The sequence below is a fragment of the Lysinibacillus sp. FSL W7-1291 genome, assembly GCF_038593415.1.
Lineage (GTDB): Bacteria > Bacillota > Bacilli > Bacillales_A > Planococcaceae > Lysinibacillus > Lysinibacillus fusiformis_D.
The window spans coordinates 563,156-586,831 of record NZ_CP151994.1; the positions used below are offsets into that span (position 1 = coordinate 563,156).

Annotated in this window: 25 protein-coding genes; all 25 read left to right on the forward strand. The window is 38.2% G+C overall.

Features of this window, described 5'->3' with window-relative positions; genetic code table 11:
• The first annotated feature begins 78 nt into the window (after positions 1-78).
• Complete coding sequence (locus NST76_RS02625) at positions 79-1,803, forward strand: ABC transporter ATP-binding protein (RefSeq protein ID WP_036123690.1); 1,725 nt, start codon at positions 79-81, stop codon at positions 1,801-1,803.
• 38 nt (positions 1,804-1,841) lie between these two features.
• Positions 1,842-2,636: an ABC transporter ATP-binding protein gene (locus NST76_RS02630; RefSeq protein ID WP_036123689.1), complete on the forward strand. Its 795-nt coding sequence runs from the start codon at positions 1,842-1,844 to the stop codon at positions 2,634-2,636.
• A gap of 33 nt (positions 2,637-2,669) precedes the next feature.
• Positions 2,670-3,722, forward strand: a complete 1,053-nt coding sequence (locus tag NST76_RS02635) for an iron ABC transporter permease (protein WP_036123687.1) — start codon at positions 2,670-2,672, stop codon at positions 3,720-3,722.
• A complete protein-coding gene (locus NST76_RS02640) occupies positions 3,719-4,753 on the forward strand; it encodes an iron ABC transporter permease (RefSeq protein ID WP_036123683.1) in 1,035 nt (344 codons plus the stop codon). Before NST76_RS02635 ends, NST76_RS02640 begins: the two co-directional genes overlap by 4 nt.
• A 122-nt stretch (positions 4,754-4,875) precedes the next feature.
• Positions 4,876-5,925, forward strand: a complete 1,050-nt coding sequence (locus NST76_RS02645) for an NAD(P)/FAD-dependent oxidoreductase (protein WP_036123680.1) — start codon at positions 4,876-4,878, stop codon at positions 5,923-5,925.
• Positions 5,926-6,124: 199 nt separating this feature from the next.
• A complete protein-coding gene (gene rpmE, locus NST76_RS02650) occupies positions 6,125-6,328 on the forward strand; it encodes a 50S ribosomal protein L31 (RefSeq protein WP_004269457.1) in 204 nt (67 codons plus the stop codon).
• Between the two features lie 116 nt (positions 6,329-6,444).
• Positions 6,445-7,017, forward strand: a complete 573-nt coding sequence (locus NST76_RS02655) for a thymidine kinase (protein WP_036123677.1) — start codon at positions 6,445-6,447, stop codon at positions 7,015-7,017.
• Between the two features lie 152 nt (positions 7,018-7,169).
• Positions 7,170-8,246 (forward strand): peptide chain release factor 1, encoded by a 1,077-nt coding sequence (gene prfA, locus NST76_RS02660; protein WP_036123674.1) that lies wholly within the window; start codon positions 7,170-7,172, stop codon positions 8,244-8,246.
• Entirely contained in the window at positions 8,233-9,093 is an 861-nt protein-coding gene (gene prmC / locus NST76_RS02665; protein WP_271912348.1) for a peptide chain release factor N(5)-glutamine methyltransferase, read from the forward strand. Before prfA ends, prmC begins: the two co-directional genes overlap by 14 nt.
• Before the next feature lie 44 nt (positions 9,094-9,137).
• The gene (locus tag NST76_RS02670) at positions 9,138-9,728 is read left to right on the forward strand and encodes a stage II sporulation protein R (RefSeq protein WP_271912349.1); all 591 of its coding nucleotides are present in this window, start codon (positions 9,138-9,140) and stop codon (positions 9,726-9,728) included.
• A gap of 101 nt (positions 9,729-9,829) precedes the next feature.
• A complete protein-coding gene (locus NST76_RS02675; RefSeq protein WP_036123693.1) occupies positions 9,830-10,864 on the forward strand; it encodes an L-threonylcarbamoyladenylate synthase in 1,035 nt (344 codons plus the stop codon).
• A 172-nt stretch (positions 10,865-11,036) separates the two neighbouring features.
• Complete coding sequence (locus NST76_RS02680; RefSeq protein WP_036123667.1) at positions 11,037-11,534, forward strand: manganese efflux pump; 498 nt, start codon at positions 11,037-11,039, stop codon at positions 11,532-11,534.
• A gap of 22 nt (positions 11,535-11,556) precedes the next feature.
• The gene (locus NST76_RS02685) at positions 11,557-11,997 is read left to right on the forward strand and encodes a low molecular weight protein arginine phosphatase (RefSeq protein ID WP_089933002.1); all 441 of its coding nucleotides are present in this window, start codon (positions 11,557-11,559) and stop codon (positions 11,995-11,997) included.
• 8 nt (positions 11,998-12,005) lie between these two features.
• Entirely contained in the window at positions 12,006-13,289 is a 1,284-nt protein-coding gene (locus NST76_RS02690; protein ID WP_058843798.1) for a HAMP domain-containing methyl-accepting chemotaxis protein, read from the forward strand.
• Positions 13,290-13,646: 357 nt separating this feature from the next.
• The gene (gene rpiB, locus NST76_RS02695; protein WP_036123645.1) at positions 13,647-14,084 is read left to right on the forward strand and encodes a ribose 5-phosphate isomerase B; all 438 of its coding nucleotides are present in this window, start codon (positions 13,647-13,649) and stop codon (positions 14,082-14,084) included.
• Between the two features lie 86 nt (positions 14,085-14,170).
• Complete coding sequence (locus NST76_RS02700; RefSeq protein WP_101966466.1) at positions 14,171-14,713, forward strand: TIGR01440 family protein; 543 nt, start codon at positions 14,171-14,173, stop codon at positions 14,711-14,713.
• A gap of 58 nt (positions 14,714-14,771) precedes the next feature.
• A complete protein-coding gene (gene glyA, locus NST76_RS02705) occupies positions 14,772-16,013 on the forward strand; it encodes a serine hydroxymethyltransferase (RefSeq protein ID WP_036123640.1) in 1,242 nt (413 codons plus the stop codon).
• A 284-nt stretch (positions 16,014-16,297) separates the two neighbouring features.
• Positions 16,298-18,457: an EAL domain-containing protein gene (locus NST76_RS02710; protein ID WP_058843802.1), complete on the forward strand. Its 2,160-nt coding sequence runs from the start codon at positions 16,298-16,300 to the stop codon at positions 18,455-18,457.
• A 124-nt stretch (positions 18,458-18,581) separates the two neighbouring features.
• Entirely contained in the window at positions 18,582-19,211 is a 630-nt protein-coding gene (gene upp / locus NST76_RS02715; RefSeq protein ID WP_004269470.1) for a uracil phosphoribosyltransferase, read from the forward strand.
• A gap of 147 nt (positions 19,212-19,358) precedes the next feature.
• A complete protein-coding gene (gene wecB / locus NST76_RS02720) occupies positions 19,359-20,480 on the forward strand; it encodes a UDP-N-acetylglucosamine 2-epimerase (non-hydrolyzing) (RefSeq protein WP_036123633.1) in 1,122 nt (373 codons plus the stop codon).
• A 536-nt stretch (positions 20,481-21,016) separates the two neighbouring features.
• Positions 21,017-21,388 carry an ATP synthase subunit I gene (locus tag NST76_RS02725; RefSeq protein ID WP_036123631.1) on the forward strand — a complete coding sequence of 124 codons (372 nt, stop codon included), beginning with the start codon at positions 21,017-21,019 and terminating at the stop codon, positions 21,386-21,388.
• A 36-nt stretch (positions 21,389-21,424) separates the two neighbouring features.
• Entirely contained in the window at positions 21,425-22,135 is a 711-nt protein-coding gene (gene atpB / locus NST76_RS02730) for a F0F1 ATP synthase subunit A (RefSeq protein WP_058843803.1), read from the forward strand.
• A 65-nt stretch (positions 22,136-22,200) separates the two neighbouring features.
• The gene (atpE, locus tag NST76_RS02735) at positions 22,201-22,425 is read left to right on the forward strand and encodes a F0F1 ATP synthase subunit C (protein ID WP_004269474.1); all 225 of its coding nucleotides are present in this window, start codon (positions 22,201-22,203) and stop codon (positions 22,423-22,425) included.
• 173 nt (positions 22,426-22,598) lie between these two features.
• A complete protein-coding gene (gene atpF / locus NST76_RS02740; protein WP_089932992.1) occupies positions 22,599-23,123 on the forward strand; it encodes a F0F1 ATP synthase subunit B in 525 nt (174 codons plus the stop codon).
• The gene (locus NST76_RS02745) at positions 23,120-23,656 is read left to right on the forward strand and encodes a F0F1 ATP synthase subunit delta (RefSeq protein ID WP_036123623.1); all 537 of its coding nucleotides are present in this window, start codon (positions 23,120-23,122) and stop codon (positions 23,654-23,656) included. Before atpF ends, NST76_RS02745 begins: the two co-directional genes overlap by 4 nt.
• The last annotated feature ends 20 nt before the right edge of the window (positions 23,657-23,676 follow it).

Genomic DNA, 23,676 nt, shown 5'->3' on the forward strand with positions numbered 1-23,676 from the left:
CATGTGAGCTATCTGTATGTAGAATCAGATAGCTCATTTATTAGATACGAAAATGACATTACCATAGGAGGTTGCAACATGTTATTAAGGCGCTTTTTTTCATATTATAAACCCTATAAAGGTTTATTCATTTTAGATTTTAGCTGTGCGATATTAGTGGCACTAATCGAGCTGGCATTTCCACTTGTTTTAAATAAAGTAATTGATGATATTCTGCCAGATGGGGAATTAAAATGGATTCTTATGGCAAGTTTATTGCTGTTTGGTCTATATATTTTCAATTCTATTCTTCACTTTATCGTATCGTACTGGGGGCATATGCTAGGGATTAATATTGAAACAGATATGAGGAAGGAATCCTTTAGCCATGTGCAAAAACTATCTTTCCGATATTTTGATAACAATAAAACAGGGCATCTTGTTTCTCGATTAACGAACGATTTAATGGATATTGGTGAACTTGCTCACCATGGTCCAGAGGATATTTTTATTGCGGCAATGACGATTATTGGGACGTTTGGGGTTATGTACTATATTGATCCAACCTTTACAATTCTTATTTTCTTACTTGTACCGATCATTTTAATTTTAACGATTATTTTTGGGAAGTTAATGTCCAAAGCATTCCGTCAAATGTTCGGAGATATCGCAGATTTCAATGCGCGAGTTGAAAATAATGTAAGTGGTATTCGTGTGGTACAGGCTTTCACAAATGAAGATCATGAGATTAAACGCTTTAAAGTAAATAATGAACGATTCCGTATGACAAAGCTGTTCTCCTATAAAGTAATGGCTTGGAATGAGGCTATTTCAGGCATACTCACTAAAGTATTATCACTCTTTACTTTATTTGTAGGAGCGTATTTTGTTTTAAATGGACATATAACAAATGGAGATTTTATCGCATTTATTTTACTATCAGGTATTCTTTTAGGCCCAATTAACAAAATTAATATGTTTATAGAAAGCTATCCGAAAGGTATGGCAGGATTTAGACGCTATATCGAATTTTTAGAAACGGAACCTGAAATTGCGGATCGTCCAGAGGCAAAAATGGTTGATGAAATTAATGGCGAAATTACTTTCTCCGATGTATCGTTTGGCTATGCTGCCAATAACCGTGCCCTACATCATATTAATTTAAAAGTAAATCCTGGCGAAACCGTTGCCTTGGTAGGTCCATCTGGTGCAGGGAAATCAACAATCTGTAGTTTATTGCCACGTTTTTATGAAGTCAATGAAGGATCCATTAGTATTGATGGTATGGATATACGCGATTTTAAACTGCATTCCTTACGTTCGCATATTGGGATTGTCCAGCAGGATGTCTTTTTATTCGATGGTACCATTCGTGAAAATATTGCCTATGGTGATTTAAATGCCAGTGAAGAAGATATTTGGTATGCAGCACAACGAGCGCAACTGACGGATGTCATCAATGCTCTACCTGAAGGTATGGATACATTAATTGGTGAGCGTGGTGTGAAATTATCAGGTGGTCAAAAGCAAAGATTATCCATTGCCCGTATTTTCTTGAAAAACCCAAAAATCTTAATACTAGATGAAGCAACATCTGCATTGGATACAGAAACTGAACAAGCTATCCAACAGGCATTAAATGAACTTTCCATTGGACGTACTACATTAGTGATTGCTCACCGATTAGCAACAATTAAGGATGCAGACAGAATTGTCGTTGTGTCGAAAAAGGGCATCATTGAAGAAGGTACACACGAGCAATTAATGGAACGCCAAAATGCTTACTATGGCTTGTATACAGCTCAATTTGGTTTACAAATGTAAGAGTGGAACGCATTCTCAAAAATGAAAGGAAGTTAAAGATGTCAGTACTCGAAATAGATCATGTTGCGATTGGTTATTCTTCAGCGCTCATCGTCAACGATTTAAGTGTGGAGATTCCTAAAGGGCAAATCTCCACAATCATCGGCCCAAATGGTTGTGGCAAGTCTACTTTATTAAAGGCTGTTGCCCGTGTATTACGAACACAAAATGGAGCTGTCTATTTAGATGGCAAGGCGATACATCAATTAAAAACGAAAGATGTGGCCAAAAGAATGGCTATTTTACCTCAAACAGCAACAGCACCCGGAGGATTAACGGTTTTTGAATTGGTATCATATGGTCGCTTTCCTCACCAAGTTGGGTTTGGTTCCTTGCAAAAGGAAGACTACGAATATATCCACTGGGCGATTGATGTAACGGGGCTAAGAGAATTTAGTGATCGACCAATTGAAGCATTATCAGGTGGCCAGCGTCAGAGAGTATGGATTGCTATGGCATTGGCGCAAGGCACGGATATTTTAGTACTGGATGAACCAACAACTTATTTAGATTTAGCGCACCAGCTAGATATATTATTGCTACTGCAAAAACTAAATAAGGAAGAAGGACGAACAATTATCATGGTCTTGCATGATTTAAATCATGCGTCACGATTCTCCCACTTCATAATGGCTATGAGAGACGGCGATTTAATGGTGAACGGTAGTCCAAAAGAAGTGATGACAAAGGAAAATCTACAAAAAGTATTTAATATCGATGCAGAAATGGCTGTTTGTCCATATAGTAAAAATCCAATCTGCCTATCTTATCAGTTGTACGACATGAAGGAATAAAAGTTTAATTGAAAGTTATGAGGAGGAAGTAAAATGACTACGTCGACAGGAGTAGGAGAGCTCAACGATTTAGAGGAGCTACAGAAACGATCTCATCCGATCCGTGGAGTAGTGGCTTTAATCGTAGGAGTAATTGGATTAATATTTGCCATTGGCTTATCGATTTCTTTTGGAGCAGCAGATATTTCATTGGGTACTGTTTGGACAGCAGTTACCCATTTTTCACCAGAATTAACAACACATCAAATTATCCATGATATTCGCTTACCTCGAGTACTTGGAGCAGCATTAGTAGGTGCAAGCTTTGCAGTAGCGGGTGCTATTATGCAGGGGATGACACGTAACCCATTAGCAGACTCGGGGCTACTTGGTCTGAACTCTGGAGCGGCCTTTATGTTAGCATTGTGCTTTGCCTTCTTCCCTGGTCTGCCTTACATGTATTTAATTTTATGGTCCTTTGTAGGCGCAGGTCTTGGCGTAGCCATTGTTTATGGTATTGGCTCACTGTCAAAAGGTGGCTTAACACCGATGCGGCTAGTTCTAGCAGGTGCAGCTGTTAGTGCATTGCTTGGAGCGTTAGGAGAAGGGATTGCACTTTATTATCGTATTGGACAAGACCTAGCATTTTGGTATGCTGGCGGTGTTTCAGGTACAAAATGGAGTCATCTACAAATATTATCCCCATGGATCTTTATTGCGATGATAGGAGCGCTTATCCTATCACGTTCAATCACTGTACTGAGCTTAGGTGAGGAAATTGCAGTTGGACTTGGGCAACGTACAGCAGTTGTAAAAGTATGGGGAATGATCATTGTTTTAGTTTTAGCAGGTGCAGCCGTGTCTGTTGTCGGTGCGGTTGGTTTTGTAGGGTTAATTATCCCTCATTTAACGAGATACATAGTTGGACATGATTATCGCTGGATTATCTCTTGTTCTATAGTATATGGGGCATTGCTTGTTGTGTTAGCTGATTTAGTAGCACGTATTATCAATCCACCTTATGAAACACCGATTGGCGCACTAATTGCCTTTATCGGTGTACCATTCTTCCTTTATTTAGCACGTAAAGGAGGGAAAGAACTATGAGTAACAGCTATTTAACACCGAGTCAGCTTAAGGCGAAAAGAAAAAATTTCTCCATCCTTGTTACACTCATTGTGTTAATCATTATTACCTTTATTATTAGTATGAATACTGGCGTTATTAAACTGACGCCAATGGAAGTTCTGCGCACACTTTTTGGTCAAGGTGATGCACAACAGCAACTTATATTATTTGAGTTCAGACTTCCTAGAATTGTGATTGCTGTGTTAGTAGGTATGGGCTTAGCGGTTTCAGGCGCTATTTTACAGGGCATTTCCAAAAATGCTTTAGCGGATCCAGGAATCTTAGGGATTAATGCTGGGGCAGGACTTGCTGTCATGCTCTATGTATCATTTTTCCCAACTACGAAAGCAGCACCTGTTTATTTACTGCCAGTACTGGCTTTTGTAGGGGCAGGTTTGACAGCTGTTCTGATTTATTCACTTTCTTATAGACGACATGAAGGTATTACACCAATGCGTTTAATTTTAACAGGGGTAGCTGTAGCAGCAGGGATTAGCTCGGCTATGATTGTGCTAACACTACGCCTATCACCAGAAAATTATCAATTTGTAGCGACATGGCTAGCAGGTAGCATTTGGGGCTCGAATTGGCGATTTGTGCTGTCGCTGTTACCATGGTTAATTATCTTATTGCCTTTTGTTTATGCAAAATCACGGGTATTAAACGTACTAAATCTAGGCGAATTAACAGCTGTAGGGCTAGGTGCCTCTATTGAAAAAGAGCGCCGTTGGTTATTGGCTGCTGCTGTTGGTTTAGCTGGAGCTAGTGTTTCTGTAAGTGGAGGCATTGGTTTCGTGGGTCTTGTTGCACCACATTTAGCTCGACAACTTGTTGGCGCTAAACATCAGTTTTTACTGCCAACTGCAGCTCTGTTAGGAGGATTTTTAGTGTTGATGGCAGATACAATCGGTCGTTCTATATTAGAGCCTTCAGAAATTCCAGCGGGGATTGTGGTTGCTGTTTTAGGAGCACCTTATTTCTTATATTTATTGGCGCGATTGAAAGAGTAACTATAGTTTGTGGATGGTGTGTGAATAGTATGATCCTCGTCGGAAAGAATAGACAGGCAGTAGCTTAACACAACCTCAAAACTGTATGATCGAATCGAGACAGAAGGGGATGGAGAACGGAAATGTCAGAAGAACTATATGATGTAACGATTGTTGGTGGTGGTCCAGCTGGGCTTTATACTGCCTTTTATAGTGGGATGCGAGATTTAAAAACGAAAATTATTGAATACAGCTCACAGCTTGGCGGTCGTATGTTAATTTATCCTGAAAAAATGATTTGGGATGTCGGCGGAGTAACACCTATTTTAGGGGGACAGCTGATTAAACAACTTGTTGAGCAAGCTAAAACATTCGATCCTACAATTGTTTTAAATCAAAAGGTGGAAAAATTAGAAAAGCAACAGGATGGAACATTTATGTTGACATCTTCTACAGGTGAGAAGCATTTTTCGAAAACAGTTATTTTAGCAGTGGGGTATGGTGTTCTTTCTATGCAAAAGCTTGAAATAGAAGGAGCAGACCGATTTGAAGTAACAAATTTACATTATACAGTACAGGAACTAGAGATTTTCCGACACAAGCATGTGTTAATTTCAGGTGGTGGTAATTCTGCAGTTGATTGGGCAAATGAGCTAGAGCCAATTGCTGCAAGTGTTACAGTCGTTCATCGCCGAGATGATTTTGGCGGCCATGAAAAAAATGTCTTGCGCATGAAAGAATCCTCAGTTCGTGTAAAAACGCCATATGAGGTTGTTCAATTGCATGGTGACGGTGATTTAATTCAGTATGTGTCCATAGTCAATAAAGAGACAGGTGAAAGTGAACGAGTAGAGGTAGATGCTGTCATTGTCAACCATGGTTTGAAATGTGATTATGGTGCACTTGAAGAATGGGGATTAAACATCCAAGATGAAGTAGCGATTGTCAATGAGAAGCGTGAAACGAACATTGAAGGTGTCTATGGAGCGGGTGATTTTATTGATCATCCTAGTAAAGTAAGATTAATAGCAGGTGCATTTACGGATGGAATACTAGCATTAAATAGTGCCAAGCTATATTTGGAGCCAGATGCACCGAAAGTAGCCTATGTGTCATCACATAATATTCGCTTCAAAGAACGAAACGAGCAAATTGGGTTAGTAGACAATGATTATCGCGAAGTTCGTGGATAAGAAAGATGAAAGGTTCGTTTTTAATATTTTTTACTTGAAAATAATAAAATGACTATGCTATACTTCAAAAGTATGCAACGTGTACATATGTAGCTGACCCTTTCGACGCAAATTTTGTAGTCGACATATTCGGGCTATGTAAGGTACAGTTCGATAATACTCTGTTCCAGATGGTTCAGGGCGAGAGGAGAAAACGAATATGAAACAAGGAATTCATCCAGACTACAAAGAAGCAACAGTAACTTGCTCTTGTGGGAACACTTTCAAAACTGGTTCAGTAAAAGAAAACATCGTTGTCGAGTTCTGCAACGAATGTCACCCATTCTACACTGGCCGTCAAAAATTCGCGTCTGCTGATGGTCGCGTGGATCGTTTCAACAAAAAATACGGTCTTAAAAACTAATGTTAGTTTAATACCTGCCAAGCATGCGCTTGGCAGGTATTTTTTTCAGTAAATAATACACGTTGATGCAATACCTTTCAAAATCCACATTGACATAGAGAAAGGGAGAAGACAGAATGGCACAGCTATATTTTAAACATGGTGCAATGAATAGTGGAAAATCAATAGAAATTCTAAAAGTTGCCCATAATTATGAAGAACAACAAAAGCCTGTGATGATGTTTACTTCAGGTTTAGATACACGTGATGAGGTTGGCTTTGTTTCCAGTCGAGTAGGTTTACGCCAACAAGCCATCCCTGTTTATGAGGATACAAATATTTTTGAACTAGTGGAATCCAATACTGTCAAGCCATACTGTGTGCTTGTGGATGAAGTTCAATTTTTAAAAAAAGCACATGTTTTACAACTTGCTAACATTGTGGATAAATTGGACATCCCCGTGATGGGCTTTGGCTTAAAAAATGATTTTCAAAATGAGCTATTTGAAGGTAGCCAATACATGCTTACATATGCAGATAAAATTGAGGAAATGAAAACAATTTGCTGGTTCTGTCATAAAAAAGCAACAATGAATTTACGAGTAGATGAAAGTGGAAAGCCAGTCTACACAGGTGATCAAATTCAAATTGGTGGTAATGACTCGTATTATCCGGTTTGTCGAAAATGTCACGCACAGCCACCACTTTAAAGCCAATAGACAGGTGGATACGCTAAGAAAAAGTAGCATACATGCGAAATTTTTCTTATACTAAGTAGTGGAAATAAACATTGTAATTACTGAATAAAAGCTTCTTTGTCAAAAAGGAGCATACCTTAAAAAACTAAATAGAGGTGAAATCCATGTTTGATCGATTACAAGCAGTGGAGGATCGTTATGAAAGGCTAACAGAGCTTTTGAGCGATCCGGATATTGTGAATGATAGTAAGAAATTACGTGAATATTCTAAGGAACAATCAGATATCCAAGAAACAGTGGATACTTATCGTGAATATAAAAGTGTTAAAGAGCAGATAGTAGATACTCGTGAAATGTTAGATAGTGAAAAAGATCCTGATATGCATGAGATGGTAAAGGAAGAATTTAACCTATTAAAAGCACAGCAGGAAGAGCTAGAAGAACGTCTACGCATTTTATTAATTCCTAAAGATCCTAATGATAATAAAAACGTTATCATGGAAATTCGTGGAGCAGCTGGTGGTGACGAGGCCAATATTTTTGCGGGTGATTTATTCCGTATGTACTCTCGCTATGCGGAAACACAAGGCTGGAAAATTGATATTATGGAAGCTACACCAAACCCAATGGGCGGCTATAAAGAAGTAATCTTTATGATTAACGGACAAGGAGCCTATTCAAAATTCAAATTCGAAAATGGTGCACACCGCGTACAACGTGTCCCTGCTACCGAATCTCAAGGTCGTATTCATACATCGACGGCAACAGTTGCGTGTTTACCTGAAGTGGAGGAAGTAGATGTTGAAATCCATGAAAAGGATATTCGTGTAGATACATTTGCCTCTTCAGGTGCTGGTGGTCAATCTGTAAATACAACGATGTCTGCTGTTCGTATGACCCATTTACCAACAGGTGTTGTGGTTTCGATGCAGGATGAACGCTCACAAATTAAAAATCGTGAAAAAGCCATGAAAATTCTACGTGCTCGTGTTGCTGATATGTATATGCAAGAAGCACAAAAAGAAATTGATGCTACACGTAAATCTGCTGTAGGCTCAGGCGATCGCTCCGAGCGAATTCGCACATACAATTATCCACAAAACCGTGTAACAGATCACCGTATAGGTTTAACGATTCAAAAACTAGATCAAATCGTCGAAGGAAGACTAGGCGAGATTATCGATGCCCTTATTTTAGAAGAACAAGCATCGAAGTTAGAGCGATTAAATGATGACTTATAAAAATGTGATGGAGGCCCTAGAGTGGGCTTCTTCTTTTTTAGTGGATAATGGTCGTGAGCAAACAGCAGCACGTATCGTCATGCAACATGTACTTGGTACAAGTTATTCAGAAGTTATGTTGCACTTACAGGATGAATTAACAGCAGCACAGCAAGTGAAATTTAAAGCGCTCATAGAAGAACATGTCAATGGCCGCCCTGTACAATATTGTGTTGGAAGTGAAGAATTTTATGGCCGCTCCTTCCTAGTCGATGAATCTGTCTTAATTCCTCGGCCAGAAACAGAGGAGCTAGTACTTGGTACAATCAATCGCCTGCCTAAACTTTTTTCACAACAAACCCTGAAGTTGGCTGATATCGGTACAGGCAGTGGAGCTATTGCTATTTCGATGAAACTGGAATGTTCAGCGCTAACTGTTATAGCCACTGATTTATCACAGGATGCACTAGCGACGGCGCAAAAAAATGCTCAACGATTAGAGGCTGATATTGATTTTAGGTTGGGCGATTTAACAGCGCCACTTGCAGGAGAAAAATTGGATGTTGTCTTATCAAACCCACCGTATATTGCCTTTGATGAGGCACAGGAAATGTCGAATGTTGTACTAGAGCATGAGCCACATAGTGCACTATTTGCTGAGGAAGATGGTCTGATTTTGTATAGAAAATTAGCTGAGCAACTACCAGCCTACATGAATAAACCAGCATTGATTGGGTTAGAAATCGGTTATACACAAGGTGAGCAAGTAGCCAAATTCTTTCAAGATAGTTTTCCACATGCGACAGTTTCAATAGAAAAAGATATTAACGGTAAGCCTCGAATGATTTTTTGTGAGATTCATGTATAAAGTTTCTTAATCTTGCCAACAATGTTGAGCAAGGAGGGATTTATATGTTAAATGAATACAAGATTATTAGATTACCTAAACAAAATATCTTTCTAGCTTTTGCTAGACTAGTATTAATCGCGATTGCTTTACAATTATGTATTTTATATATTCCATCATTAGTAGGCTTTGCCAAGGAAGCTACCAATGATGAGCAAGAAAACGATTTTCGTATACGTGTTATTGCGAACAGTAATACGACACAAGATCAGCTAGAGAAAGAGCAGCTTGTCCAAGAATTAAAGCCATACTTTATGCAAGTAGCCACTGCTGGCAATGTAGGGAGTGAGCAAATTCTTTCGCTAAAACAACAAATTGAAACAGAATTGAGCGAAAATTATCCACAGATGGATACACAGATTGTCATTGGGGATAACTTATTTCCACCAAAAAGACAAGGTGCTATACTCTATCCACAAAATGTGTATCACTCGATTGTTGTGAAGATTGGTGATGCACGTGGGGATAACTGGTGGTGCAGTATCTTTCCATCTATTTGTGAGCCTGAAAAAGAAGAAGTAAAAGAAGAAGTAAAAGAAGAAAAAGAGCAAGTAACATTCTTTATATGGGAATGGATTAAAGGACTTTTTGAATGAATTGTGCACAAATTCAGACAACTTATACACATTTTTTCGTAAGTTATAAACATTATGTGGATAATTCAGTAAAAACCAATAATTGAAGGTAGGTTTTAATGATGGAAACCGTTTGCAAGGTTGTGGACAGTAATGTGAATAGTCAGATTAATTATACACAAGCTGTGGATATCTTAAATGCGGGAGAGGTAGTAGCATTTCCGACAGAAACGGTTTATGGCTTAGGAGCAGTGGCCACAAATGATTTGGCAGTGAAAAAGATATTTGAAGCAAAAGGCCGACCTTCAGATAATCCTTTAATTGTCCATGTGGGGACAAAAGAGGAAGTAGCCATTTATATCGATCAAATTTCTGAAGTAGCCAAACAGTGCATGGATTTCTTTTGGCCCGGCCCCTTAACGCTTGTAATGCCAGCAAAGCCAAATGTTTTAGCACAAAGTGTCACAGCTGGGTTATCAACAGTGGGCATTCGAATGCCGAATCATCCAGTAGCACTTGCATTGCTACAGCAGCTTCAAAAACCGCTTGCTGCACCAAGTGCCAATCGTAGCGGTAAACCAAGCCCTACAGAGGCAGTCCATGTATTAGATGATTTGGGAGGATACATACCTTATATTTTGGATGGAGGTTCTACAGGCATTGGGCTTGAATCTACTGTGTTAGATGTGACACATGAACCTCCAGTAATTTTACGTCCGGGTGGCATTACAAAGGAAATGCTTGAGGCGAAGATAGGTCCCGTTATTCAACCAACCAATATAGAGCAGAAGCTAGAAACAACGCCTAAAGCACCAGGCATGAAATATACACATTATGCTCCAAATGCTCCTGTGTATTTAATAGATTGTCATTATGAGAAAGTCAGCGAGGCTGTTCAGCGAATGCAGCGAGAAGGACATGTAGTAGCATTGCTTGCACCAGTGAATTTTGAAGATATCAAAGCTGATTTTTACTTCTCAATTGGTGAAGCTGGAAGTAAACAAGAAATGGGTGCGAACTTATACAATGCACTTAGAGCATGTGATAAAACCGCCGCTACCATTATATTAGCAACAACAACCTCAACAGAAGGTGTAGGAGCAGCTATCATGAATAGACTTGAAAAGGCCTCTGGAGGCAAATGGTATTCATTATAAATGAATATAGTTCAGGTACATTAGCGACAAAAGACATTGATATAAATCATGTCTTTTGTCCTTTTTGTTTATCATTACAAAATATAAAAGAAAAACTATTGTGGACAATTATGATAATAATGTATTTTCGAGCATAAAATGATAAAATATTAGGGAGAGAAGGAGTGCGTTCTTGCAGGGAATTCTTGCAGGTATACTAACGTCTGTTGATGTGATTGGTCTATATGTCTTACTGCCAAATGTTAGATATCGCTTATTTTTGTCATTATGGACAGCAGCATTGCATATGCTTTTCCCGTTGTTAGGCTTTGAGCTAGGAAGCTATTTAGTTCGATTTCTATTAGAATGGGGACAATGGATTTCAAGTATTTTATTATTTTGTATTGGTATGCATTTACTATTATTCTCTCATCGAGATGAAAAAGTAACAATATCACCTGTAATTTTGGCTGTGACTGCAAGCCTAGATACCTTTTCAGTTAGTGTTTCTTTTGGTATGCTTAACTTAGAAAAAACTATTTTTATCATGAGTGCAGGCTTGAGCGCTCTAATTTGCGCTTATGGTTCATTAGTCATTGCCCGTAGAAGCCAAGTATTTTTTGGCAATAAAATTCAAATAGCTGCTGGCGTTATATTTATTATCATGAGCATTCTAGCTATTCAACAATAAATGAAATTGGAGAGTGATAAGTGTGAAAATATTATTTGTTTGTACAGGCAATACTTGTCGCAGTCCGATGGCAGAAGTTATTTTAAAACATAAACAAATCAACAATGTAGAGGTGCGCTCAGCAGGTATTTATGCCATGCCAAATGCACAAATGTCAGCACATGCACAACTAGTGTTAAATGAAGCGCAAATGTCACATCAGCATTTTGCAACGCAATTATCAATGACAGAAATGGCATGGGCAGACTTAATTTTAACGATGACGACTGCTCACAAAGACGCCGTGATTTCAAATTATCCAGAAGCTGAACATAAAGTATTTACCTTGAAAGAATATACAAATGAGGGCAGTCTGGAAAATGTAGTAGATCCTTATGGTGGCAATAAAGCAATATATGAAGCAACATTTGCAGAATTAAAGGAATTAGTTGATCAATTAATACAAAAACTTGAAAAGAATTGAGGGGCCCTATGAAAAAACAATTTGGTTTACGGCTTAAATTGGTATTATTTGTTAGTGTACTTGCGCTTATCACCTACAGTGTCAGTTTTATATTCATTGAGTTTTTACAACCTACTTTCTTCCCAGACACGAATCGAATGGTTTTTGAGGTAATTACCTACGCATTAGGTATTATATGGTCAGGTATATTAGCGGCGTTGTTAAGCGTGATCTTAATCAAACCTTTACAGCAGCTCGAACATTCAGCAATCCTTGTAGCTGAGGGGAAAATTGGACAGGATGTGCAAATGCCTAAAACAAATGATGAAATTCGATCCGTTGCTGAGGCGTTCCAACAAATGGTGTTAAATCTGCGTCAAATGGTGGAAAGTATCGATCAAAACTTTCAGCAAACAAATCAATCAATTATTCAGCTATCTGATGAGGCGGGAGTGGCAACTAGAAAGGCAGAAGGAATTGCCTCTACTGTGAAGCATATATCTGCAGGAGCAGAAGCATCTGCAACAGCTGTACAAGACACTGCCGAAGCTATTGAAGATGTGCGAGCTCTTGCAACAGAAGTAAATAGTAGAGCAGAAGCATCAGCATCACAATCAAAAGAGATTCTACATAATTTATCGACAACAACAAAGGCCATCGAAATATTAGTGAATAGTATTCAGCAAATTGCTACAGGTAATAATGAGGCACTAAAAAGTATTCATGCACTTGAAGAAAATGCTGGCCAAGTAGAACGGATTATTAGCTTAGTCGGTGACATTGCGGCACAAACAAATTTACTGGCATTAAATGCCTCGATTGAAGCAGCACGAGCAGGAGAGCATGGAAAGGGCTTCGCAGTGGTAGCTGAGGAAGTTCGCGGTTTGGCTGATGAAAGTGCGAAAGCTGTCCAAGGTATTACAGCTTTAATTCAGTCCATGCAGCAAAATGTAGAGGTGGTTGTTAAACAAATGAATGAACAAGTAGCATTTGCGACGAAGGAAGCTGATCGCGTTTCTGAAACAACGACAGCCGTTGAAGGTATGGCTTCCAACGTACATGAAATGGCAACAGCAATTGTTGAAATTTCCTCGTTAATTGAACAGCAAATGCATAATATTGAAACGACAGCTCGCCAATCACAAGAAGTTGCAGCCATTGCTGAAGAAACGTCAGCAGGTGCACAGGAAGTTCGTAGCGCCGCTGAGGAGCAAGCTTATGCTATCGAGCAGGTAGAGCATTTGGCTCAAAGTTTGAAAAAGCAATCGGAAGCATTGCATAAGATGATTCAACAATTTGATAGACAAGCATAGTTCTAAAGGCTATACATAAATGCGACGTAAAATCGGATTTATGTATAGCCTTTTTTATTAGAGAGCGTCCATCTTAAGATCACACTCTGTCAAAGTATTTATGTCCATCGTAAGTGAAAAGCTAAAAAAACTTCAGAAGATGGAATATTACAACAAAGGACCTTTATCCGAACTTATTAACATGATATTCACATTATCCACAGAAAAACGGGTTTAAAAGTGAATATTTTTATGTTAATATACAATAAATGTTCGTCTTTCAGGAGAAATCAGCATAAAAAAACAAGAAAAATCATGTTATTCTTCAGAAAGAAGTGGTACACTAAGGGTGACTATAATTCGAAAAGAGGGAACCCAGTGAGAATAGCAATTTCTTCTGATCACGGAGGCAACAACTTACGTCGTGAGATTATGCAGCTATTAGATGAACTTCATATTAGCTACGAAGATTTTGGTCCACAATCTGCGGATTCAGTAGACTATCCTGATTATGCAAAACCTGTTTCTGAAGGTGTTGCTAATGGAGAATTTGATAAAGGTATTTTAATTTGTGGCACAGGAATTGGTATGTCCATTGCTGCTAATAAGGTGAAGGGCATTCGTTGTGCATTAGTGCATGATGTATTCAGTGCCAAGGCAACACGTTGCCATAATGACTCAAATATTATAGCCATGGGTGAACGTGTCATTGGTCCAGGCCTTGCACGTGAAATCGTCCAAACTTGGCTAGAAACAGAGTTTGAAGGTGGTCGTCATACACGCCGCATAGAAAAAATTGCTGAGCTAGAGCAATAATTGTTTCATGATTCCATATATGGCATTCGTCAAGGATGTCCTATATGGCATGATTTTAATGGATATAGATGAAGGAGCTGAGCTTAATGGTAGTAAAACAAATACGAACGCATTTGACTCAGTTACTCAGTGAGTTTGAAGAGCAGGTAACGTTACGACCTCATACAATTTTTGTTGTAGGGTGCTCTACATCTGAAGTGATTGGTCAGAAAATTGGCACAGCAGGGGCATTGGAAATAGCTGAAGCCATTTATGAGCCGTTACAAGAATTTGCATCGAAACATCAATTACATTTAGCATTCCAAGGCTGTGAGCATATTAACCGCGCTATTACTATGGAGGCATCGACGGCTGAACGATTTGGCTATGATGAAGTAGCAGTAGTTCCAGTACGTACAGCAGGTGGATCGATGTCTGCTTATGCCTATACACAATTTGCTAATCCAGTGGTTGTTGAAACAATACAGGCACATGCAGGTATTGATATTGGACAAACATTAATTGGTATGCATTTGAAAGCAGTAGCTGTTCCCGTTCGAACATCAGTGAAAATGGTGGGAGAAGCGATTGTTACGGTTGCAACAACACGTCCAAAGCTAATTGGCGGAGAACGTGCAATATATAAATAAGTACCCTTATTATAAGTGGTATAGATAATTAACGATACTTTAGGAGGCTTTTTCAAACATGGCATATGAAAAATTAGCAGTACAAGACAAAGCAGTATTAGACGGAATTCTTGCAGAAAAAAAACGTCAACAAGCAAATATTGAATTGATTGCATCTGAAAACTTTGTTTCCGAAGCGGTTATGGAAGCACAAGGATCAGTACTGACAAATAAATACGCTGAAGGCTATCCAGGTAAACGCTACTACGGTGGTTGTGAACATGTAGACGTAGTAGAAAATATTGCACGTGATCGCGTGAAAGAAATTTTTGGAGCAGAATATGCTAATGTACAACCACACTCTGGTGCACAAGCAAACATGGCTGTTTACCATACAATTTTAGAACCAGGTGACACAGTTCTTGGTATGAACCTTTCTCATGGTGGTCACTTAACACATGGATCTCCAGTAAACTTCTCTGGTATCCTATATAACTTTGTGGAATATGGTGTAACGAAAGAAAATCAAGTAATCGATTATGAAGATGTACGTCAAAAAGCATTAGAACATAAACCAAAACTGATCGTTGCTGGTGCTTCTGCCTACCCACGTGAAATTGACTTCTCTAAATTCCGTGAAATCGCAGACGAAGTGGGTGCATACTTCATGGTGGATATGGCACACATTGCTGGTCTTGTAGCTGCTGGTGAACATCAATCACCAGTGCCGTATGCTGATTTTGTTACATCAACAACGCATAAAACATTACGTGGACCACGTGGTGGTTTAATTCTTGCTTCAAAAGAATGGGAGCAAAAATTAAATAAATCTGTATTTCCAGGAATTCAAGGTGGTCCATTAATGCATGTCATTGCTGCAAAAGCTGTAGCATTTGGCGAAGTATTACAACCAGAATTTAAAGACTATGCAAAGCAAATTAAAGCGAATGCCAAAGCTTTAGCAGAAGTACTAATTGCTGAAGGTGTTGAAATCGTTTCTGGTGGTACAGATAACCACTTATTACTGTTAAATGTAAAATCACTTGGTTTAACAGGTAAAGTAGCAGAGCATGCACTAGATGAAGTAGGTATTACAACGAATAAAAACACAATTCCTTACGATACAGAATCGCCATTTGTTACTTCTGGTATTCGTATCGGTACGCCAGCTGTTACTTCTCGCGGCTTTAAAGAAGAGGATATGAAAGAAGTTGGAGCAATTATTGCTGCGGTTCTTAAAAATCCTGAAGATGAAGCAGTTAAAGCAGAAGCAAAAGATCGTGTAAAAGCATTAACAGATAGACACCCATTATACGCATAATAGAAATGAGAGGGCTGTGTTTAAAGTACATTTGTTACTTTAAATACAGCCTTTTATTTTGTGAATTTAGGACTAAACTATAAAAAACATATTTTTTCTGAAAAAATAGAATAATCATCTTGTTTTTGAATAAATTTACATAAAATAGATAAGTAGGGTTTTATTATAATAGTTTAAGGACAGATAATGTCCTAGAAAAGAAGTTTTTTTTCATAAAGGTGAAAATTTATTTGAATTTTATGTACAATGGAAATGGGATGAAGTGATAGAGATGGAGGGATTGGATGGTCACTAAATCATTAGACATAGAAAATGATGTTTTATTAAGTAGCATTCGTAAATTAGGGGATAATTCGAAAGAAAGCTACGTTATTTTTGATGCGACAAATCATCATGGCATACTAGCGTGTAATGATTCATTTTGTATGCTTACAAATGCTTCGCGTTCACAAATCCTAAATACTGATTATTTTTCATGGCTCTCTATAGATGAAAAAAAGACAACCATAAAAATGATAAAAGAAAAAATACATAACGGCATAATGGTCCAGGCAAAGCTCTATCATAATGGCATTAATAAATCGCCCTTTTGGGCAGAGATACAAGCATTACCATTTTGCAATGAGGCTAATCGTACGAAATATGTTTTAGTGCTTGTGAAGGATGTAACGTATTACCGTACTGAAGACTTCCTAATGAGATTAGAAAATGATATGTACAAGGCCATCGAGCGAGATAGCACTCTTGAACAAAAGATGAAAATTATTTGCCGTGGACTGGATGATTTTTTTACGCCGAATATTGCAAGTATGGTTCTAGTAAAAACAGAGTCCAATCAATTACAAGTTTTCACAGGTAATGATCCGGAGGAAAGTGTGCCAAGGTGCTGTGAAAACAATGCATTTTTTATTGAAGTAATGCAATCAGGAAATGCTAGGCTCGTGGAAAATTTAGATGAAGTAAATATCCCTGAGGAACATAAACAATATGCTACATTATCTGAAAAGCCGTATGGATGGTTTGTACCTATACGCAATCAACAACGGCAAGTGATAGGGTTATTTTCGATCTATTTTCAAAAAACACGAAGCGACCAAATGTCTTTTAAAAATATGCTTCAAAAAATGGGGTCACTTGTTGCGTTGGCTGTTACCTATGCTCGAACTCAAAAAAAAATTTGGGATTTAGCCTACACGGATATTACAACGGGTCTACCTAATCGTCATAGCTTTGTTAATTCGATTGAAAAAGAAGTGGAGCATGGTTTAAGCGGTTTTATCAAAATATTAAAACCAAGTGAATTTCATCAAGTGGTGGAACTTTACGGGCGTGAGGTTGGAGATGAGCTTTTAAGGCAACTCGCTAAAAGATTGGAGCAAGACAAGCCAGAAGATAATGAATATGTTGCTAGATTTACAAGCTCTAGTCTTATTATGTCTACGTTGGCACACAATGAAAATTTACAGGAGTATGATAAGCGGATAAAGGAAACAATTCGTCAGCCCTTTATTATAGGGGGAAAGCAAATCTATATCACGCTAAAAACAGGAATCGCTTCCTATAATAATGACACAAAAATCATTGATGCGATTCGCTTTGCTGATAATGCTCTTTCCTTTGCAATTGATAGACCAGGTACACATACTGAAATTTTTACAACAGAAAAAAATGATGTGCTTATACAGAAAATGACGGTTTTAAATCATTTATCACAAGCAATCAAAAATAAAGAAATTACAGTCCATTTACAGCCTAAGGTAGACTTACGTAATGGTGAAATACACAGTATTGAGGCACTGGCACGGTGGATTTCTCCAAAACTAGGCTTTGTGTCACCAGCCATCTTCATTCCAGTAGCTGAGAGTACCGGGAAGGTTCTGGAAATAGATGTTCTTGTTTTAGAGACTGTGCTTTCATGGCTTTCAGAACGTCAACGGCTAGGAAAGAAATTAGTGAAAATTGCAGTTAATATCTCACCTGATCATTTTTACTATACGCATTTCGTTCAGGATACACTGAAACTTGTTCAAAAATATAATATTGACCCTAGCTATATTATTTTAGAGGTGACTGAAAATATTGGTTTAGTAGACTTTCAATCTGCCTTTAAAATTATTCAAGAATTAAAAAGCTATGGTTTTAAAACATCAGTAGATGATTTTGGAACAGGTTTTTCATCATTAAGCTATCTACAACAGCTACCCTTCACTGAATTAAAGATTGATCGTAGCTTTATTAATGCGATTGAAGATGCGGCAACGCTTGCGATTGTACGCTCCATTATTCAGTTGGCATTAAACTTAGGGATGATTTCAGTTGCAGAGGGCATTGAAACGGAAGAGCAGGTAGAAATTTTACGTGCACTAGGCTGTACAGTAGGACAAGGCTATTTTTATTATAAGCCAATGCCCATTGAACAAGTAGATAAAATTCTTGATCAATAGCTTATTTTTGACAAATATAAAATAACAAAAGGAGTCGTCCTAAATTAATTTTTGAGGCGACTCCTTTTTTCTGTTATACTAGTTGAGATAAAAATGAAATCCGAACGGTGAGGAGAGAATCCCTTTGAGCAAAGTCTATGTATTTGATCATCCACTAATCCAACACAAATTAACTTATATTCGCGACAAGAACACAGGAACAAAAGAATTTCGTGAGCTAGTAGACGAAGTAGCAACACTTATGGCGTTTGAAATCACACGTGATATGCCAGTAGAAGAAATTGAAATTGAAACACCTGTAACAATTGCCAAAACAAAAGTACTTTCTGGTAAAAAGCTTGCGATTGTACCAATTCTACGTGCAGGTATCGGTATGGTAGATGGCGTATTAAAGCTTATCCCAGCGGCTAAAGTTGGTCATATTGGTCTTTATCGTGATCCTGAAACGTTAAAACCAGTTGAATATTATGCAAAACTTCCAGCAGATGTGGAAGAGCGTGATTTCATCATTGTAGATCCAATGCTTGCAACTGGTGGTTCAGCAGTGGAAGCCATCCACTCACTGAAAAAACGTGGAGCTAAAAACATTAAATTCATGTGCTTAATCGCTGCACCAGAGGGTGTAAAAGCTATTCAAGAAGAACATTCTGATGTAGATATTTATATTGCTGCACTCGATGAAAAATTAAACGATCATGGCTATATTGTACCTGGTTTAGGTGATGCCGGAGACCGTCTATTCGGTACAAAATAAAAATCAATACATGTAATTTCCTCATTTAGGAAACTAATAACTTGTGAAAGCGTCCTTCAAATTGAAGGGCGTTTCCTAGTATGTGTAGGCAAGTACGTCTATTGATGACCATTTCATACAATAACAAAAAGGACGGTGCAGATCGTTTTGATAAAAAAATGGAAAGTAATGACGATTTTTGGTACAAGACCAGAAGCAATTAAAATGGCTCCTCTCGTTTTGGAGTTACAAAAGTATCCTGAGCAAATAGAATCTATTGTAACCGTAACAGCACAGCATCGCCAAATGCTCGACCAAGTATTAGAGACATTTAACATAACACCAAACTATGATTTAAATATAATGAAGGATCGTCAAACATTAATTGATGTAACGACAAACGCATTACAAGGCTTAGATAAAGTAATGAAAGAAGCACAACCAGATATCGTTTTGGTACATGGTGATACAGCAACAACCTTCATTGCGAGCTTGGCGGCATTCTATAACCAAATTGCTATAGGGCATGTGGAAGCGGGCTTACGTACATGGAACAAGTATTCACCATATCCAGAGGAAATGAATCGTCAGCTAACAGGTGTGATGGCAGATTTACATTTTGCTCCAACGGAAGTATCTAAAAAGAACCTGCTAGATGAAAATAAAAATCCAGACACGATTTTTGTGACAGGAAATACAGCCATTGACGCATTAGCAACAACGGTCAGTGAGCACTACACACACCCTGTATTAGATAAGATTGGCGAAGATCGCATGATTTTATTAACGGCACATCGTCGTGAAAATCTGGGTGAACCAATGCGCCATATGTTCAAAGCGATTACGAGAATATTAACAGAGCATGAGGATGTTCAAGTTGTATATCCAGTGCATATGAATCCAGCTGTTAGAGAAATTGCGAATGAAATCTTAGGAGACAATGAACGTGTACATTTAATAGAGCCTCTTGAAGTGTTTGATTTCCATAATTTTGCGGCAAATTCATATATGATTTTAACGGACTCAGGTGGCGTACAAGAAGAAGCACCTTCATTAGGGAAACCAGTGCTTGTTCTAAGAGATACGACAGAACGTCCAGAAGGTATTGAAGCTGGCACATTAAAGCTAGCAGGAACGGAAGAAGAAACAATCTATGCCTTAGCAAAGGAATTACTAACAGATAAAAATGCGTACGAAGTAATGGCGAAAGCATCGAATCCATATGGAGATGGGCATGCATCGAAGCGTATTGTTGAGGCACTGCTAGAATTTTTACAAAGAACTAATTAATGTACTATATTTAATTCGGAAAAATAAGTCTAATGTACCTATTGAAATGGGTAAGCTAATTTACGAGCATAATCATGTCGTAAATTAGCTTTTTTTTCGTGTGAGAAGGTTGGGAACTTTTGAAACTATGAAATTTCATACACAAATTTGTCAACAATTTGACAAGAGTATATAGGCTGTGAAGTTTTTCTCCTTTACCAATTGACTTCAAATATCACCTATTGTATGCTTACAAAGGGTAAGAATGATAAGGGTTTCAGTTCATAAATAGGACGTTGAAACACTTGTTATATCAACTTTCTACTAAATTGACAGTTCAAAATAAAACTGTCGATTTGCAACGTTTTGTGCGTTTCGGTTTTTACCGAGTCGGTAAGGGGTGTAAGTTATTTTTGGGCATTTACACCTGTAATTGAAATGACTCTCCCATTACTATTCCGCTGTGAGTAGTGTCTTTCACTGCTCTTTTCTGATTTCACATAGTGGTCAGCAAACGTTTTCATTACTCGAAAAAATGATTCAGGAGATTATAACCAATGCTAGATTTGCATCACATTTTTGCTGTGCAGAAGAGGGCGTTATTTTTTTTGCTTGCACTCTGCGCATTAGGCTGGGGGTTTACTCCCTATCAAACTGTTTTTGCGGGCATCGCAATAGGTGCATTTTTTGGTACGTATAATTTTTGGATTCTAGTTCGCCGTATGGAGAAGTTTGACAGATCCATTAGTGAAGGGAAGAAGATAGGCTCACTTGGTACAGCGCTTCGCTTTGGATCAGGTGTTGCGGCAGTCGCAATAGCCATTTCGTTGCCAAACTATTTTCACTTAATTAGCACGGTTATAGGGCTAATGATTCCGTACGTTTTTCTCTTTGTCGAGAGAATTGTGTCACATGTAAGGAACCGCTAATGTGCTTTAAATTAGAAAGAGAGGTGAAAAATAACAATGAATCATGAAGCTCCGTTACTAGAAGTCGGTTTTTTAACATTTAATAAATCGACAGTTATGATGTTACTGGTTGCAGCAATTATCGTATTTTTAATTGCCTTTATTTCAACTAGAAGCCTAAAGTTAAAACCTACTGGTATGCAAAACTTTATGGAATGGATTATGGATTTCGTTAAGAATATTATTAAAAGCAACATGGACTGGAAAACTGGTGGTCGATTCCACGTTCTAGCCATTACGCTAATTATGTTTATCGCAGTATCTAACTTACTAGGTCTTCCATTCTCTATCGTCTATGATCATCAGCTATGGTGGAAATCACCAACAGCTGACCCTACAGTTACGATGACATTGGCAGCAATGATTTTAGTCTTAACGCAATACTATGGTGTTAAAATGAAGGGTACAGGTCATTATGTTGGTACATTCTTCAAACCAATGTCATTCATGTTCCCGCTGAAAATAGTAGAAGAATTTGCAAACACATTAACATTAGGTTTACGTCTTTACGGTAACATTTACGCGGGTGAGATTTTACTTGGCTTACTTGCAGGTTTAGCATCATCAGGTGCTGTGGGATTCATCGGGGCAATCGTTCCTATGATGGCATGGCAAGGTTTCTCAATTTTCATCGGCTTTATCCAAGCCTTTATCTTCACAATGTTAACAATGGTTTACATGGCTCATAAAGTGAGCGATGACCATTAATATAAAGCATATATCCTATGCTTGAATCACAAAAAAACAAACAATTCCAAGGAGGAAATTTTCAAATGACAGGTTCATTAGGTTTATTAGCAGCAGCAATCGCAATCGGTTTAGGTGCACTTGGTGCAGGTATTGGTAACGGTCTTATCGTATCAAAAACAGTAGAAGGTATCGCTCGTCAACCAGAAGCTCGTGGCGTTCTTCAAACTACAATGTTCATCGGGGTTGCATTAGTTGAAGCCCTACCGATCATCGCAGTAGTAGTAGCATTCATCGTAATGAACAAATAATTCAGTTGAACACTGAATTTTACTAGTGGCGAAGCAGGATTCACCAGATGAAACTTCGCCCTTCATTTTGGAACGGATAAAAGCTATGTGTAGATATAGCTTTTTAAAATAGGTAGTTTTTTTAATCATTAAATTATGTTGAAGTTAAAGCTCTTGAAGGGAGTGAAACAATCGTGTTTTTAGATTATCTTGTACTAGGTGCTGGCACTGGTGGAGGTTTTAACAATGGTGACATCATCTCAACATTGGTTATCTTCATAGTGTTAATGTTATTACTTAAGAAATTCGCTTGGGGTCCACTTATGGGCATCATGCAGCAACGTGAAGAATTAGTAGCGAGTGAAATCGAAGCAGCTGAAAAAGCGCGCAAAGAATCGCACCAATTTTTAGAAGAACAAAAGAGCCTTCTTAAAGAAGCTCGTACGGAAGCACAATCGATTGTTGAAGGCGCTAAGAAACAAGGCGAACTACAAAAAGAAGAAATTCTTACTGTAGCGCGCAATGAAGCAAACCGCTTAAAAGAATCGGCTTTACGTGAAATTGAGTCTGAAAAAGAAAAAGCTATTGCAGCAGTACGTGATGAAGTCGTTTCATTATCTGTACTTGCAGCATCTAAAGTCCTTAGCAAAGAGATTTCTGAGGCAGACAACCGTGCTCTAATTGAAGAGACGATTGCGAAGGCAGGCGAAGCTCGATGAGTAATTCAACTGTAGCAAAACGTTACGCTCAAGCGCTTTTTGAATTAGCGCAACAAAAAAACAATCTTACTGAAGTTGGAGCAGACTTAAACGAACTAACAAAAGTAATGAAAGAATCTCCTGATTTTTTAACGCTTTTAAGTGCGCCTAAGTTCTCCATCGAACGTAAAAAACAAATGGTAGCTGAAATCTTCACTGGTGCAACACCAGAAGTTTTACACACGGTTCAACTTCTAGTTGAGAAAAAACGTGTAAACGAGATTAAGCTAATTGCCAATGCATATGCTGAGCTTGCTGCACAAGCACAAGGTATGGCAGATGCAACAGTATTTTCAACACGTGCACTTTCTGCAGAAGAAAGCGCTAATATTTCGACAGCATTTGCGAAACTTGTTGGAAAACAATCATTAAACATTACAAACGAAATCGATCCAACTTTACTTGGTGGTATTCGTGTTCAAATCGGTAACCATATTTATGACAGCTCAGTAGTTAACAAACTAGAGCGTCTAAAACGTGAATTAATCGGTTAATAATTTAGAAATGTGAGAGG